This is a genomic window from Pseudomonas sp. KH_046_2 (assembly GCF_057838985.1).
In genome coordinates this window covers 5,561,483-5,575,987 of sequence record NZ_CM174480.1, presented here as the reverse complement: position 1 = coordinate 5,575,987, position 14,505 = coordinate 5,561,483, and the positions used below count along the sequence as shown (strand labels likewise).

10 protein-coding genes are annotated in these 14,505 nt (G+C 60.2%); 6 read left to right on the top strand and 4 right to left on the bottom strand.

Annotation, left to right across the window (positions count from 1 at the left end; genetic code table 11):
* The first annotated feature begins 18 nt into the window (after window positions 1-18).
* From AC3IX1_RS25360 to AC3IX1_RS25335, 6 genes are all read left to right on the top strand, one after another.
* Window positions 19-1,731 carry a DUF2138 domain-containing protein gene (locus AC3IX1_RS25360; RefSeq protein WP_489386242.1) on the top strand — a complete coding sequence of 571 codons (1,713 nt, stop codon included), beginning with the start codon at window positions 19-21 and terminating at the stop codon, window positions 1,729-1,731.
* 8 nt (window positions 1,732-1,739) lie between these two features.
* A complete protein-coding gene (locus AC3IX1_RS25355; RefSeq protein ID WP_489388789.1) occupies window positions 1,740-2,366 on the top strand; it encodes a DUF1175 domain-containing protein in 627 nt (208 codons plus the stop codon).
* Window positions 2,363-6,922, top strand: coding sequence for an alpha-2-macroglobulin family protein (locus AC3IX1_RS25350; RefSeq protein WP_489386241.1), 4,560 nt, complete (start codon window positions 2,363-2,365; stop codon window positions 6,920-6,922). Before AC3IX1_RS25355 ends, AC3IX1_RS25350 begins: the two co-directional genes overlap by 4 nt.
* 1 nt (window position 6,923) lies before the next feature.
* A complete protein-coding gene (locus AC3IX1_RS25345) occupies window positions 6,924-8,543 on the top strand; it encodes a DUF2300 domain-containing protein (RefSeq protein WP_489386240.1) in 1,620 nt (539 codons plus the stop codon).
* Between the two features lie 3 nt (window positions 8,544-8,546).
* Window positions 8,547-9,359, top strand: coding sequence for a YfaP family protein (locus tag AC3IX1_RS25340; RefSeq protein WP_489386239.1), 813 nt, complete (start codon window positions 8,547-8,549; stop codon window positions 9,357-9,359).
* Between the two features lie 550 nt (window positions 9,360-9,909).
* Window positions 9,910-10,923: a PDDEXK nuclease domain-containing protein gene (locus tag AC3IX1_RS25335; protein WP_489386238.1), complete on the top strand. Its 1,014-nt coding sequence runs from the start codon at window positions 9,910-9,912 to the stop codon at window positions 10,921-10,923.
* Window positions 10,924-11,228: 305 nt separating this feature from the next.
* Here AC3IX1_RS25335 and AC3IX1_RS25330 read toward each other — a convergent pair whose 3' ends face one another.
* From AC3IX1_RS25330 to AC3IX1_RS25315, 4 genes are all read right to left on the bottom strand, one after another.
* Window positions 11,229-11,975 (bottom strand): S24 family peptidase, encoded by a 747-nt coding sequence (locus AC3IX1_RS25330; RefSeq protein WP_489386237.1) that lies wholly within the window; start codon window positions 11,973-11,975, stop codon window positions 11,229-11,231.
* A gap of 229 nt (window positions 11,976-12,204) precedes the next feature.
* Window positions 12,205-12,732 (bottom strand): inorganic diphosphatase, encoded by a 528-nt coding sequence (ppa, locus tag AC3IX1_RS25325; protein ID WP_007990564.1) that lies wholly within the window; start codon window positions 12,730-12,732, stop codon window positions 12,205-12,207.
* A gap of 113 nt (window positions 12,733-12,845) precedes the next feature.
* Window positions 12,846-13,658, bottom strand: a complete 813-nt coding sequence (locus AC3IX1_RS25320; protein ID WP_489386236.1) for a M90 family metallopeptidase — start codon at window positions 13,656-13,658, stop codon at window positions 12,846-12,848.
* A gap of 4 nt (window positions 13,659-13,662) precedes the next feature.
* Complete coding sequence (locus AC3IX1_RS25315; protein WP_489386235.1) at window positions 13,663-14,319, bottom strand: DedA family protein; 657 nt, start codon at window positions 14,317-14,319, stop codon at window positions 13,663-13,665.
* Between the last annotated feature and the right edge of the window lie 186 nt (window positions 14,320-14,505).

The window sequence follows — 14,505 nt, the reverse complement described above, 5'->3', positions numbered from 1 at the left end:
ACATCGGGTTTTGTGAACATGAGTGATAGCACTGTTACTCCGGCCGCTGGCGCACCAGCGGCCAAACCTTCCCTGCATTGGCCGACGCTGCTGATCGGGATATGCCTGGTCATTGGCGTGGCCGGCGGGTTGGGGTGGTTCATGCACAAGCCCAAGGCCCCGGCGCCTGTGTTGGCCAGTGACAAACTGGGCATGAGCCGCCCGGATGGCCTGCTGGAAACCCATTCCCTGAGTCAGTTGCCCAAGGATCTGCTGGCAGTGCCGTTCCTCAAGGAAACCCTGACCGAAGATTTCGTCTTCTATTACGAAACTCACGCCGATCGCCTGGGCTTGATCGGCAGCTTACGGCGGATCATCTACGAACATGACCTGAAACTGCAGGACACCTTGATCGAGCAGCTGTTCGATCAGCCTGCAGACGTAGCGCTGTGGCGCGGGGTGGACGGTCGGCTCAAGGATTTCCTGCTGGTGATGGATCGCGGCGGGCTGGCCAAAGTGCTGGAGCCGCTGGCCAAAGTGGCGCTGGACGACTCGCAGCTGAGCAAGGTCGCTGACGTGAAGGTCGGTACCGACGACGTGGCGCTCTATCAACTCGGTTACAACGCGAGCAAGGCGCTGCTGTTCGCGTCCCATGGCGACAAATTGGTGGTGCTGTCCAACCCGGCGAAACTCTACGATCCGCAAAGCGGCGCAACGGAAGAGTCGGGCAGCGTGTCGACCACGGCCATTGCTGCGCTGCTCAATGGCGACAAACTGTTTCCCGAAGCTTTCGGCCTGCCGCCGCGCGCGCCGGAGGTGAAACAACGCCTGTCGGTCAATGCCAGTGTGTTGGCCATGGGGTATCAGCGCTTCATTCCGAACTTCGCCGGCCTGCGTTTCGACATGGACGACAAGGGCTGGCACAGCTTCCTTGCCATGGATGAACTGGAGAATCAGCCGGACTTCGATTTCAAACCGATCTGGCAAGCCATGCCCATGGGCGCCAGCGCTTGCGTGGCGTTGCCGCTGGCTGCCGAACAACAGAAACCGCTGCTGGTGAAACTCGGTGCCGAAGATAGCGTGGCACAAGCGTTGACCGAACACATGGCCGGCGCGGCGGGGCTTTGCTGGTACGCTGATTCGCGTCTGTACACGCCGTTGCTGGTGGCCAGTCTGAACGACGAGGATGGCGGCACGCTCGATGGCGATCTGGGCAAGCTGTTCGGCTCGATGGTCGGTGCCTACGAGAGCAATGTCAAAGAAGGCGCCTTCCCGGTAGTGGAGAAACAGGAAGGGCAGAGCCATCAGTGGCAGCGGCAAGTCAGTTCCAGTTTCGGCCCGTACAAAACCAAGGACGCCGAGAATCCGGAGGCGATCAGCGGCAAGGCGTTCATGCGTGTGAGCCTGGCCCGCCATGATTCAACATTGCTGTTTTCCCTCGACGACAAACTCGTCGACAAGGCCCTCGGCACCCTCGACAAACGCTTCCCGCCGATGGCCGATGTGGTGCCCAAAGACCTGCTGATGCCGGTCTATTTCGGCCCGGATTCCATGGCGCAACTGATGCAACAGGAAACCCTCGATAGCCTGCCCCAGGACATGGAACCGGTGTTCTACAACGCCGCGCAAACCTACCTGATCCCGAAACTGCGCAAACTCGGCGGCTACGGCAAATATGCGCTGACCTTGCCCGAAGGCAGCGAGCCAGACGGCCACTGGCAATGGCTGCCGCTGGAGTGGAAAGCGCTGTGACGGCGTTGATCCGACGTCTCGGCCTTCTGGCGTTGTTGCTGAGCGCGGGTGCCCACGCTGTCGAGGCACCATCGCTCGACCCACAGCAATCCCAGGTCTTCCGTGCCTGGTTCGTGCGCATCGCCCAGGAGCAACTAAGCCAGGGCCCGAGTCCCCGGTGGTATCAGCAAGACTGTGCCGGACTGGTGCGCTTCGCTGCCAATGAAGCGCTGAAAGTCCATGACGACAAATGGCTGCGCAGCAATGGCCTGTCCAATCGTTACCTGCCACCGGAACTGCAACTGAGCGATGCCCAGCGCGGTCTTGCCCAGCAATGGCAGCAGGGCGGCGGCAAGGTCGGGCCATACGTCAATGCGATCAAATTGATCCAGTTCAACAGCCATCTGGTCAGCCGCGATGTGTCTCAAGCACGCCCTGGCGACCTGATGTTTTTCGATCAGGGCGACGACCAGCACCTGATGATCTGGATGGGCCGCTACATCGCCTATCACACCGGCACCAGCACACCCACCGACAACGGCATGCGTTCGGCAAGCCTGCAGCAACTCTTGACATGGAAGGACACCCGATGGATACCCGACGCAGCCAACCCCAACTTCATCGGCGTCTATCGACTGAATTTTCTTTCCCAATGACCGGTGCCCGCATGCTGCGTTTTCTGTCTCTGCTGTTGGTATTGGTGCTGCCGTTCTCGGCGGTAAATGCCGAAGACTCGGTCCCGGCCAGCGGCTATGCGCCGGTGGCCGGCGAGAGTTTTTTCCTGCTGGCCGACAGCAGCTTTGCCAGCGATGAACAGGCGATGGTGCGCCTCGAAGCACCGGGCCGCGACTATCGCCGGTTTCGCATGGAGCCCTACGGCGGTGCCGACATTCGGGTGTATCGCATCGACAAGCCGCTGGATTTCCTCAAGCGCCAGAAGAATCTGCATCGGGTGGTCAGTGATGGCCAGTTCAAGGGCGAAGGCCTGTCCAACACCCTCGCTTACCTGTGGGACAACTGGTATCGCAAATCCCGTCGGGTGATGCAGCGGGCGTTTTCCTACGAGTCGCGTAAACAAGTCACCGAGGAAGTGCCGGAGCTGAAGATGGGCAACGCGATGGCCGCGCCAACGCCCTACGATGCGCAGCCGCAATTCGCGCTGATACCGGGTTTGCCGGTGGTCAGCCAGTTCCGTTATCCGTTGTGGCAGGCCAAGCCGATCCAGCCACCTGCGGGGGTGAATCTGGCCGGTTCTTCCAGCGAGTTCGTCAGCGTCGCGCCGGGCAACGTGTACATCCCGTTGGGCAATCTCAAACCGGGTCTTTATCTGGTGGAAGCGCTGATCGGCAAGTACCGCGCGACCACCATGGTGTTCGTCTCCAACACCGTGGCGGTGAGCAAGATTGCCGGTGACGAATTGCTGGTGTGGGCCGCGCGCAAACACGAAGGCAGTTCGGTGCCGAAGGTCAATGTGCTGTGGACCGATGGCCTCGGCGTGATGAGCAGTGGCGCTACTGACGCCGATGGATTGCTGCGCCTGAAACACGTCAGCCCCGAGCGTTCGTTCGTGATCGGCGAGGACGAAGAGGGCGGCGTGTTCGTCTCGGAAAACTTCTACTACGACAGCGAAATCTACGACACCAAACTCTATGCCTTCACTGACCGGCCGCTGTATCGGCCGGGGGATTGGGTGTCGCTGAAAATCGTCGGCCGGGAGTTCAAGAACGCGCGGGACTCGGTGCAGCCAAGCGCGGCCGACGTCAATGTGACCGTGCTGGATGCGACCGGCACGGCGCTGCAATCCCTCGATCTGAAGCTCGATTCCAAGGCAGGCACTCAAGGTCGTTTCCAGTTGCCGGACAACGCTGTGGCCGGTGGATATGAACTGCGTTTCAACTACAAGGATCAGGCCTACAGCAGCGCCTTTCGCGTCGCTGAATACATCAAACCGCACTTCGAGATTTCGCTCAATCTGGCCAAGCAGGATTACCGTACTGGCGAACCGGTCAAGGGCAACCTGGTGCTGCTGTACCCGGACGGCAGGCCGGTGGCCAATGCGAAATTGAGCCTGAGCCTGCGCGCCCAACAGCTGTCGATGGTCGACAACGAACTGCAATACCTCGGGCAATTTCCGGTGGAGCTGACCAGCACCGAATTGACCACCGACGCCAAGGGCAGTGCGTCCCTCGACTTGCCGGCAGCGGACAAACCGAGTCGCTACATGCTTACGGTGTTTGCCAGCGACGGTGCGGCGTATCGGGTCAAGACCACCAAGGAAATCCTCATCGACCGTGGCGCGGCGAATTTCCGCTTGAGCGCGCCTCAACGCTTCAGCGCGGTGGGTGACAAGGTTGCCTTCAGCTACGCCCGCGAAGGCGAGCAGGTCGACGCCGTTACGCCAGGCAGCTACGGCTGGGTACGCCTGGAAGACCAGAGCACCGGCGAAGGCAAACTCGCGACAACCGACAAAGGTTTCACCTTGGCCTTCGACCGGCCTGGCACCTATAACCTGACGCTCAAGGATGATCATGGCCGGGTGGTCGGCGCCACCGGCCACTCGGTTACCGGCGAAGGTGTCAAAGCCGTACCCGGCACCGTGGAAATCGTCCTCGACAAGCCCGAGTACATCGCAGGTGATGAAGCGCTGGCGCTGATCACTTTCCCCGAGCCAGTGAACGATGCGCTGCTATCTCTGGAGCGCGACAAGGTCGAGGCCACCGCGCTGCTGTCCAAGGGCGGCGACTGGCTGAAGATGGAAAAACTCAGCGATACCCAGTACCGCGCGCGCATCCCGGTGAAGGACGGCTTCGCGCCGAACCTGACCTTCTCGGTGCTGTACACCAAGGGCGGCCAGTACAGTTTCCAGAATGCCGGCATCAAGGTGGTGACGCCACAGATCGACGTGGCCATTGCCACCGACAAAGAAACCTATCAGCCGGGCGAAACCGTCTCGGTGGACCTGACCACCCAGTTCGCCGGCAAAGCGATTCCCGCGCACCTGACGGTCAGCGTGGTCGATGAAATGGTCTACGCCCTGCAACCGGAAGTAGCGCCGAGCATCGACCAGTTTTTCTATCACCCACGGCGCAACAACGTGCGCACCAGCGCCAGTTTGTCGTTCATCAGTTATGACGTCGCCTTGCCGGGCAGCCCCGGTGCACCGGGCAAAGCCAATCGCAGCGAACGCGGCGTGAAGGTGCTGGAGCGACCGCGTCGCGAGGACGTCGACACCGCTGCGTGGCAGCCTGAATTGCTGACCGATGCCAACGGCAAAACCCGCTTCACCTTCAAGATGCCGGACTCTCTGACCCGCTGGCGCATCACCGCCAGGGCCATCGCCGATGGCGGTCAGGTCGGGCAGAAGAAGCAATTCGTGCGCTCGGAAAAACCTCTGTACCTGAAGTGGAGCGGTCCGACCCGATTCCGCGCCGGTGACAAACCGGACCTCGGTGTGTTCGCCTTCAGCCAGGCCGAGAAACCGCTCAAGGCCGAACTGGTGACCCATTACGCCGGCAACGAACAGCGCGTGCCTGTGACCCTCAACAGCGGCATCAACTACATCCCGCTGCCGACCTTTGAACTGGCCAACGGCGAGTGGAGCGCCGAGCTGGTGCAGGATGGCAAAACTGCTGACGCCCTGGCGGTGCGCCTAAGCGCGACTGGTGAAGGCTGGCGGGTGACTCAAACCCAGAGCCTTGATGTGGGTGAGGGCGATACACCGCTGACGCTGCCGACAGACGCCAGTGATATCCGCCTTCGCCTGGACGACAGTCCGCAAGCGCTGTTCCGTTCTGCCCTCGACGATCTGTTGAGCTACCCCTACGGTGGCGTCGAGCAGACAGCCAGCCGCCTGCTGCCGTTGAGCATCGCCTACCCGACGCTGGCGGCGAATCCGCAGATCCGCGATCGCCTGCGCCTGATCATGCAAAACAGTCGCCTGCGACTGGTGCAAATGGCCGGCCCTTCGGCGAGCTTCACCTGGTGGGGCATGGACGGCGAGCCGGATGCCTTCCTCACCGCCTACGCCTATTACGCCGACTGGCACGCCAGCCAGGTGCTGGAACTGAGCCTGCCGCCGGAGCATTGGCAGCGGGTGCTGGAGGTCTACGCCAAGCAGGCGAAGAAAACGCCGCTGTTGCAGCGGGCGCTGATCCTGTCGTTCGCCAGACAGATGCAGTTGCCGGTCAACACCTTGCTCAGTGGCTTGATGGACGACCTGGCGAAAGCGGGCGAGGGCACTGCCGCGAACCTGATGGAGGACGGCGAAGACAGCCTCGTCATGAGCGATCCGGATTCCGCGTTGGGGCTGGCTGCTGCACGAGTGCTGACGGCATCGCTGGTCAGGCAAGCGAAGGTGGCTTTGCCGGACGCGTTCAATCGGCAACTGGCCGACGCGCAGCAACGTCTGGCGGTCAGTTCCCAGCCGTTTGCCGAAGCGCTGAACCTGTCGCTGCAGCCCTTCGATCAGGCTCACGCACAGGTCTTGCTGCAACGTTTGCTGCCACAGCAATCGACCTTGGAACGGGCGTTGGCGTTGACCTGGCTGCAACGCAGCATCGAGCAGGCATCGCCCACCATTGCGTTGGCGCCGGGTGAAGGCTGGAAGAAGCAGTACGGGGTTTCTGGTGAGATGTATTGGACGTGGCAGGGGCCTGCGCCAGTGCCGACGGTATTGACGCTGACCGGCGCGCAAGAGCGTCCGCTGCGCGCTGCATTGAGCTACCGCAGCCAGCAGCCGGCGGTCGATCCGATGGCCGTGACCATCACCCGTCGCCTGTCGCGACTGGTGCCGGGGGATGAGGCTTTCACCTTCAAACTTGAAGCGGTCGGCAACGCGCCGCTGTCCAGCGACAACCTCTATCTCGACGAAGTGATCGTCACCAGCAAAGCCGCCAAACCGTTGCGCTACGGCATGCTGGAAGTGCCGCTGCCACCGGGCGCCGATGTCGAGCGCACCACTTGGGGCATCAAGCTCATGGGCAAGGCCGGCACCGAACCGACATCGCTGGAGAAGGCGCGATTCGAACCGGGGCAAATGGCTTACGCCGTTCCGATCGATGCCTTGAGTGGCGAGTTGCGCCTGCGGCATTTGGTGCGTTTCTCGCAAAAGGGGCAGTTCAACCTGCCGCCGGTGCGTTTCACTCAGGTTTATGCGCCGCAGCATCAGGCACTTGAGCAAAAGGCAGCCCTTGGCCAGGTCACGGTTCACTGACGTGCACAGGCGGCTGATAGCTTGGTTGCTGTGCTTGATCCCTGTGCTGGCAACGGCGCAGGACGAACCTTTGCGCCTGGCCCTCAAGGGCGATTTGTTGTCGCTCAGCCGAACGCAGGTGATCACCCGCGAACCGTTGCCGCAGACCTTGCAGACGCCGCTGGGCAGTGTGTGGAAGTTGTTCGTCTACGCCTGGCTGGTGGACACCGGCGCGCGCGAACCGGCTTATGAATGCCGCGGGCAGTCGAAAGAAGAGGTTTATTGCTGCACGGCGGGCGGCAGGATCGAGCGTGATCAGGCGTTGGTGAAGTCATGTGGTCTGTATTTCGAGCCCGCGCGGTTGGGCATCGACGATGCCGACTGGCGAGCCTATTGGCAGACGCGGCAGGCGCCACAATGGTTGCTGGATTTGCCTTCGTTGCAACCGGCTACCCGGGTTTCGGTGGCGGAATTGTTGAAGGTGTTGGCCGTGCTGCCGGCGCAGGATCAAGCCCGGCGTGTGTTGCTCGATGTGGTGCTCAATGCCGCTGATGGCCAGGCCGTCGGCGAACTCGGAAGTCGTCTGCGGGTGAAGACCTGGAGCTGGCTGGCGGATCAGGATGCAACATCGCGTCAGGGCGGGTTTGCCGGTTGGACAGCGGATGGCACACCGGTTTGGGCCGGAGGACGGGGCACCAGTCAACGGGTTCTTCGAGATTATGCGCAGGCACTCTCTACGGTGATTCCTGTTGCATGGCCTGCGGATGCAGGGCGGTGCGTAGAGGTCGACCTGTTCTCCCGCTATCCACTTCGACGCGTACTATCAGGGGACACCTCGGTGACTGCCGGGGCATTGCAGGGTGACTACCGCGTTGAATTCGCCAACGGCAATACGCTGGATATCCACAGCGACGGCGAACTGTTTCTGCTGAACGACAAGCTCGTGGCACGCCTGGATCGCGAAGAGTACGTCGCCCGCGTTCTCCAGCGCGAAGCCAGTGCCGAACCGGTCGAGGCCGCCAAAGCCCTGGCGGTGGCCATCCGCACCTACTTACTGCAAAACGCCACGCGCAGCGGTGACTGCCTGAGCATCGACGACAGCAGCAGCCGTCAGCGGGTCGCACCGCGTCCGGCGTCGTCCGGGTCGCGCGACATCGCCGCCTGGACCAGCGACCTGGTGCTGGCCGGCAGCACCGTCACCTACCATTCCGATCAACCCGGCCCGGACAAACTGTCCTGGCAGCAAGCCGTCGAACAGACCCGTGCCGGCCAGCGCTACGACGCCATCCTGCTGCACGCCTACCCACGCGCCAGTCTCAGTCGCTGGGACAACCCGGTCGCGTCCTGCGAAGCGTTGCCCGCCGCACAAGCATGGCTGCAGAAACAACGGCGCGGCTGGCGGCAAAAACTCGAAAGCGAAACCGGCTACAGCGAAGTCAGCACCTTCGCCGTCTGCCGCCTGGCCTTCGGTCGCCCCTATGTCGACCGCGAACGTCAGCGCATCTACGTGCGTGGCGCGCAGACACTGCAAGACCGCCTCGACCTGACTCACGAATACCTGCACCTGGCCTTCGAAGCACACCCCAATGGCCAGGATGAAACCTACATCGAAGGGCTCGCCCGCCACCTCTTGCTGGAATAGTCCATGAAACTCCGTTATCCACAGGTCTTGCTGTTTCTCTGTTCGCTGGTGGCGTTGCCATCGGTGATGGCGGCTGACAGCGTCAAGCTCGACACCCCCGCAGGCGGCTGGCGCACCGGTGCATCTGAAGGCGAAGGGGAAAATTTCCGTCAGACAGTCAACTACCCGGCCTCGTCGGTGAACACTCCGGCAGGGCAGGCCAACACCGCTCGCATCAGCGGGCAGATCAAAGCCACAGCCAAATCCACAGAGCCCGGCCGGCTGATCGTCAACGGGGTGAGCATGCCGCTGAAAATCGACCCGGCCGGCCGCTTCGATCGCCCGTTCTCATTCCCCAACGGCAGCAACAGCGTCGAGGTGCGCAGCCCCGATGGTCAGCAACGTCAGCGCACGCAATTTCTCAACCGCAGCGCCGGTGCGACCCCGGCCAAATTGCGCGTATTGCTGGCGTGGGACAGCGACAACACCGACCTCGACCTGCACCTGATCACCCCCGACGGCGCGCACATCTGGTACGGCGACCGCGTCGTCCCCAACGGTGCCGCGCTCGACGTCGACGTCACCACCGGCTACGGCCCGGAAATCTTCGCCATGCCCGCGCCGATCAAGGGGCAATATCTGGTCTATGTGAACTACTTTGGCGGCGGCTACAGCAGTGATGAAGAGGGGCAGGAAGACGCGGTGCAAGCGCTGACCACGGCGCAGGTGACGGTGATTACCGAGGAAGGCACGCCGAGCGAGAAGATGGAAACCTTCCTGGTGCCGATGCGTGCGGTGGGGGAGTTGACGTTGGTGAAGTCATTCAGCTATCCGTGAGGTTGAGGTACAACTTGCGCAGGGTTTGCACACGGTTTCGCCCGTGATCCTTGGCGCCATACAGGGCTTCATCCGCCTGTGAAAGCAGGCTCGAAAGCTCGTAGCCCGACTCGCGGGTGAAAATGAGCGGGACAATATCGCCCCCGCCAACTGATCAGCACCACACCCAGCGCCGCCAGCAGCATCATTGCGCCCAGATAAGCCAGAGGAAGCTCGCGGGTTTCACGTCACCAGGCATGACAGGTCAACAAACCCATCAGAATGAAAACGAAAACTGAGACTACCAGCAGGGTCGGGATGTGCAGATCCATTGCGTAGGTTCCCGTTGAGCTTGAAAGCGAAGTCCGACCGGCAGAGCTTCTTCCGGGGTAAGGGGAGCGGTTTTTGGACGGGGTGGATTTAGCATCGGCCATTTTGGCTTTGCACGTGTTCTATTGGCGGGATGGAGGCCTATTAGCGTTGTTTCATGCAGACATACATTGTGAATGTTCTTGCGTCGGTATCAGGAGTAATTGAAAGGGCCCTCCCACTGACATGGAAATGCCCTGACGTGAATGATCTTCCTGGCAATACTTCTCTCGATTCTGCTTTCAACGAAATCACCCAACTGATTTTGACCGCGCGACAACGTGCCATGCAGGCGGTCAACACCGAGCTGATTGAGCTGCACTGGCAGGTTGGGGCCTACATCAGTCGCAAAATTGAAGCGGCGGAGTGGGGTGATGGCGTGGTGGCTCGATTAGCCACTCATCTCGCTCGTACTCAGCCCGGATTGCGGGGCTTTACCCGGCCTAATTTGTTTCGTATGCGTCAATTTTTCGAAGCGTACAGGCATGACGTAAAAGTCTCAGCACTGCTGAGACAATTGCCCTGGACACACAACATGATCATCCTCAACCAGAGCAAACACCCGGAGGAGCGTAAGTTTTACCTGCGCATGGCAATCCAGGAGAAGTGGTCGAGCCGCGAACTGGAGCGTCAGTTCAAGGCGGCTCTGTTTGAACGTTCAGTGGTCAGCCCGGCAAAAGTGTCAGCACCGCTGAGACAAATTCATCCCCAGGCCCTGGATGTGTTCAAGGATGCCTACGTGGTCGAGTTTCTGGCTCTGGAGCGTGGTCATGCAGAGACAGACTTGCATGGAGGCCTGTTGCACAAGCTCAGGGATTTTCTGATCGAACTGGGCAGGGACTTCTGCTTTGTGGGTTCACAATATCCGTTGCAGGTAGGTGGGCGGGACTTTGCGCTGGACCTGTTGTTTTTCCACCGTGGGCTGAACTGCCTGGTGGCGATCGAACTCAAGGTCGGGCGCTTTGAGCCGGAATACTTGGGGAAGATGGATTTTTATCTTGAAGCGTTGGACCGCAATGTCCGCAAGCCACACGAAAACCCGGCGCTCGGCGTATTGCTGTGCGCGAGCAAGGAGGACGAAATCGTCGAGTACGCCCTGAACCGCTCACTGTCGCCGGCCTTGATCGCGGAGTACCACACCCAATTGCCAGACAAGAAACTGTTGCAAGCCAAGTTGCAGGAGTTTTATGCGCTGAATGCTGAAGGAGTTGAGTGATTTTTGTTGTGAATCACTTTCTTTCAGAAATTAAAAAGCCGGCTTGTGGCCGGCTTCTCGGGGACTGGCTTGGATCATTTTTGGTAAACCGCGCCAGCCTTCAAAACGTACACCCGGATCTTGCGTCCGGCTGTGGGACCTGGTGAGAAAGTCATCTGACAGGTCAGTGCATCTGAGCCGCAGGGCGGTTCGATGCGCAAATGTGGGGCGCAGCATACGCAGGTTTGATGGAAATTCCCAGCGGGAAGTGCCGGGCAGAGCCGTTTGGCCACCCGGGTGGGTGGCCGATGGGCGTTCTGGAGCGCTTAAAGAAACGGCACCGTCGGCCGCCGTTTGTTCAGGGTCGACCACCAGAACACCCAGCCCAGCACTCTGATGTTCTGCTCTTCGATTTGTGCGGCCCTGAAGATTTCATCCGGGTACTCGGCGCGGTTATGGCTGCGCAGTCGCAGGGAGTTGCCCGGCAGTCGGTGCAGGTACTTGATGCGCAGCATGCCGTCATGTTCGATGGCGTAGATCTCGCCATCGACAATCTGGGTCAGGCCACGGTCGATCGCCAGGGTCGAACCGTCTTCGATTTTCTCACCCATGCTGTTGCCGCTCATCAGGGCGCAGATGGCGTCGGCATGGTTGATTTCCAGGGAATCGAGGTGGCTGCGGGGCAGGCGGATGGATATCTCGAGGTCTTCTATGACGTGGGTTTTGTTGGAGCCCGGGGCGGTGACAGCTTCCTTGAGGAATGGCAGTTCGACGTCGACAGGCTCGATGACCGTATAGACACCGCGGATGGTCTGGGCATCGAAGGTGTTGCCGGACTCGTCGAGCAGGCGCAGGTGTTGGGCGTCTTTCGAGCCTTCGCCTGTTTTCAGCCAGTCGCTGCTGACGGAGAGTTTTCTGGCGACTTCTTCCATGCAATGGGCAGGCACACCGCGGGTGTACCAGTTATGTACATTTTGCGGTGCCGTATCCAGGAATTCGGCAAATCCGGTGGTCGTGATGTTCGCTGCTTCGAGGAGCGCTTTAAAGCGTGGGCCGCTAGTGTTCTTTTTCATGAACGCGAGTCTACTGGCGGCTAACAAGGGTTTGAATAAACGCCTCGTTCAAATTTTGCGGGTAATTTACGACCGGATGTAAGACGTTCTTGGGGAATTTTAAACAAACAAAAACCATTTGAGGGCTTGTTTAAACGTAGTGTTTGGCGTGCTTATCAAGCGCCCACAAAAAACCCCGGATCACCCGGGGTTTTTCTTGCCGCTTGCAGCTAATAGCCAGCAGCCGGGCTTAGCCTTTGTAGGCAGCAACCGACTTGGTGATCGCTTCGCGGGCGGCGTCTGCGCCGGCCCAGCCTTCGATCTTCACCCATTTGCCTTTTTCGAGATCTTTGTAGTTCGCGAAGAAGTGCTCGATCTGCTGGATCAGCAGTGCTGGCAGGTCGGTGTATTCCTTCACGTCGACGTACAGCTGGGACAGCTTGTCGTGTGGGACTGCGATGACTTTGGCATCGCCGCCGCCGTCGTCGGTCATGTTGAGGATGCCGACCGGACGGGCGCGGATCACCGAACCTGGAGCAACCGGGTAAGGGGTTACGACCAGCACGTCGAGGGGATCACCGTCGTCAGCCAAGGTGTTCGGGATGTAACCGTAGTTGGCCGGGTAGAACATTGGGGTGGCCATGAAACGGTCAACGAACAGGCAATCGCTGTCTTTGTCGATTTCGTATTTGATCGGCGCGTGGTTGGCCGGAATCTCGATCGCGACGTAGATGTCGTTCGGCAGGTCTTTGCCAGCCGGAATCTTGCTGTAGCTCATTGGGCGTTGCCCCCGTTAGTTGACCAAAAACACTTGGCCGGATTGACCAAAAAGTGGCGGCGATTATAGGCATATTCCTGTGTCGACGCCATGGACCAGAAGTCGTATGGCGCTTACTGGTGTGCCTGATAGACAGGGTCATGCGCCTGAAGTTGCTTCAACCTCGCCAACGGGTCCTGGCGATAGAACAGCTTCAACTGCTGGTACACCTGTGGATAAGCCTCGTGCAGCAAATCCGGGGCGCTGAAGAAGTATTCGCTGGTGACGGCAAAGAACTCGGCAGGGTTCTCGGCGGCATAGGGGTCGATGGCAGTTTCGGCATCGGGATTGCGTTCCAGTTGCCGGTCGAGGTCGTCGTAGGCCTCTTGCATGACGCTGGCCCAGTCGCTGACGCGCATGTCGGGATGCAACGGCGGCAGGCCGTTGGCGACGCCGTTGAGCATGTCGAGCTTGTGTGCCAGTTCGTGGATCACCAGGTTGTAGCCTTCCCAGCCACCACTGGCCACTACGCCGGGCCAGGCGAGGATGATCGGGCCTTGCTGCCAGGCTTCACCGCTGTGTTCACCGTCCCATTCGTGCTCGACGCCGCTGGCATCGCGATGGCGCTGGGGGCTGAGGAAGTCATCGGGGTAGAGAATGATTTCGTGGAAGCCCTGATACCAGTTCAGGTCGCCGAGGTGCAGCAGCGGCAATTGCGCCTGAGCGGCGAGCAGCAAGCGTTGTTCCTGATGCAGCTCGACACCGGGCAGGGCGCTCAGGTGCTTGTCTTCGAGGAACAGCACGCAGGCTTCGCGCAGCCATTGGTCTTCGGCGGCGCTGATGCCATCGAGAAAACTCAGGTGATGGCGCACCCGTTGCCACATGTCATCGGCAATCGGGTGCTTTGCCAGGGTGCGCCGACGACGCCAGGCGCTCAGGGACCACATCGTGTCAGTGCGATTCGGCTTTGGAGTTCGAACCGGCAAGGCGGTTACGCACCATGCCAATGATCATCGGCACCAGCGAGAGCAGGATAATGCCGACTACCAGTAGCGACAGGTTCTTCTTGATGAACGGCACGTTGCCAAAGAAGTAACCGAGCGTCACCAGGCCGCCGACCCACAGGATGGTGCCCAGCACGCTGAAGGCAAAGAAGCGCGGATAAGGCATTTTCCCCACGCCGGCGACGAACGGTGCAAAAGTACGGATGATCGGCAGGAAGCGGGCCAGGGTCACGGTTTTGCCGCCATGCTTGTCGTAGAAGTCGTGGGTTTGTTGCAGGTAGTCACGACGGAAGATCTTCGAGTCCGGATTGCTGAACAGTTTTTCACCCACCGTTCGTCCGATGATGTAGTTGGTGCTGTCGCCCAGAATCGCCGCCAGCATCAGCAGACCGCCGAGCAGGACCGGGTCCATGCCGCCACCGGCCGCCACGGCGCCGGCGATGAACAGCAGGGAGTCGCCCGGCAGGAAGGGCATGACCACAAGGCCGGTTTCACAGAAGATCACCATGAACAGAATGGCGTAGATCCATGCCCCGTAGTTGGTTACAAGCATGTCGAGGTAGACGTCGAGATGCAGGACAATGTCGATCGGGTTGAAATCCATGGATAGCACCTGTGGTGACGGCCCGACTCAGCAGACCTGTGCGGATGACTTCGCGTAAGACTACGGATAGGGGTAGTTTTTCTTACAAGCCGGGAATATCGGGATTATACGAGGCGAGTGGTGAAAATCGCGTCGAGATTGTAGCGGGGAATGTCATCACAGGGCTGATGTTTGATAACGATTGGG

Excerpts from the sequence above, each read along its gene's own strand:
- AC3IX1_RS25360 (WP_489386242.1), top strand. The coding sequence starts at position 19 with ATGAGTGATAGCACTGTTACTCCGGCCGCTGGCGCACCAGCGGCCAAA.
- AC3IX1_RS25350 (WP_489386241.1), top strand. The coding sequence starts at position 2,363 with ATGACCGGTGCCCGCATGCTGCGTTTTCTGTCTCTGCTGTTGGTATTG.
- AC3IX1_RS25340 (WP_489386239.1), top strand. The coding sequence starts at position 8,547 with ATGAAACTCCGTTATCCACAGGTCTTGCTGTTTCTCTGTTCGCTGGTG.
- AC3IX1_RS25330 (WP_489386237.1), bottom strand. The coding sequence starts at position 11,975 with ATGAAAAAGAACACTAGCGGCCCACGCTTTAAAGCGCTCCTCGAAGCA.
- ppa (WP_007990564.1), bottom strand. The coding sequence starts at position 12,732 with ATGAGCTACAGCAAGATTCCGGCTGGCAAAGACCTGCCGAACGACATC.
- AC3IX1_RS25320 (WP_489386236.1), bottom strand. The coding sequence starts at position 13,658 with ATGTGGTCCCTGAGCGCCTGGCGTCGTCGGCGCACCCTGGCAAAGCAC.
- AC3IX1_RS25315 (WP_489386235.1), bottom strand. The coding sequence starts at position 14,319 with ATGGATTTCAACCCGATCGACATTGTCCTGCATCTCGACGTCTACCTC.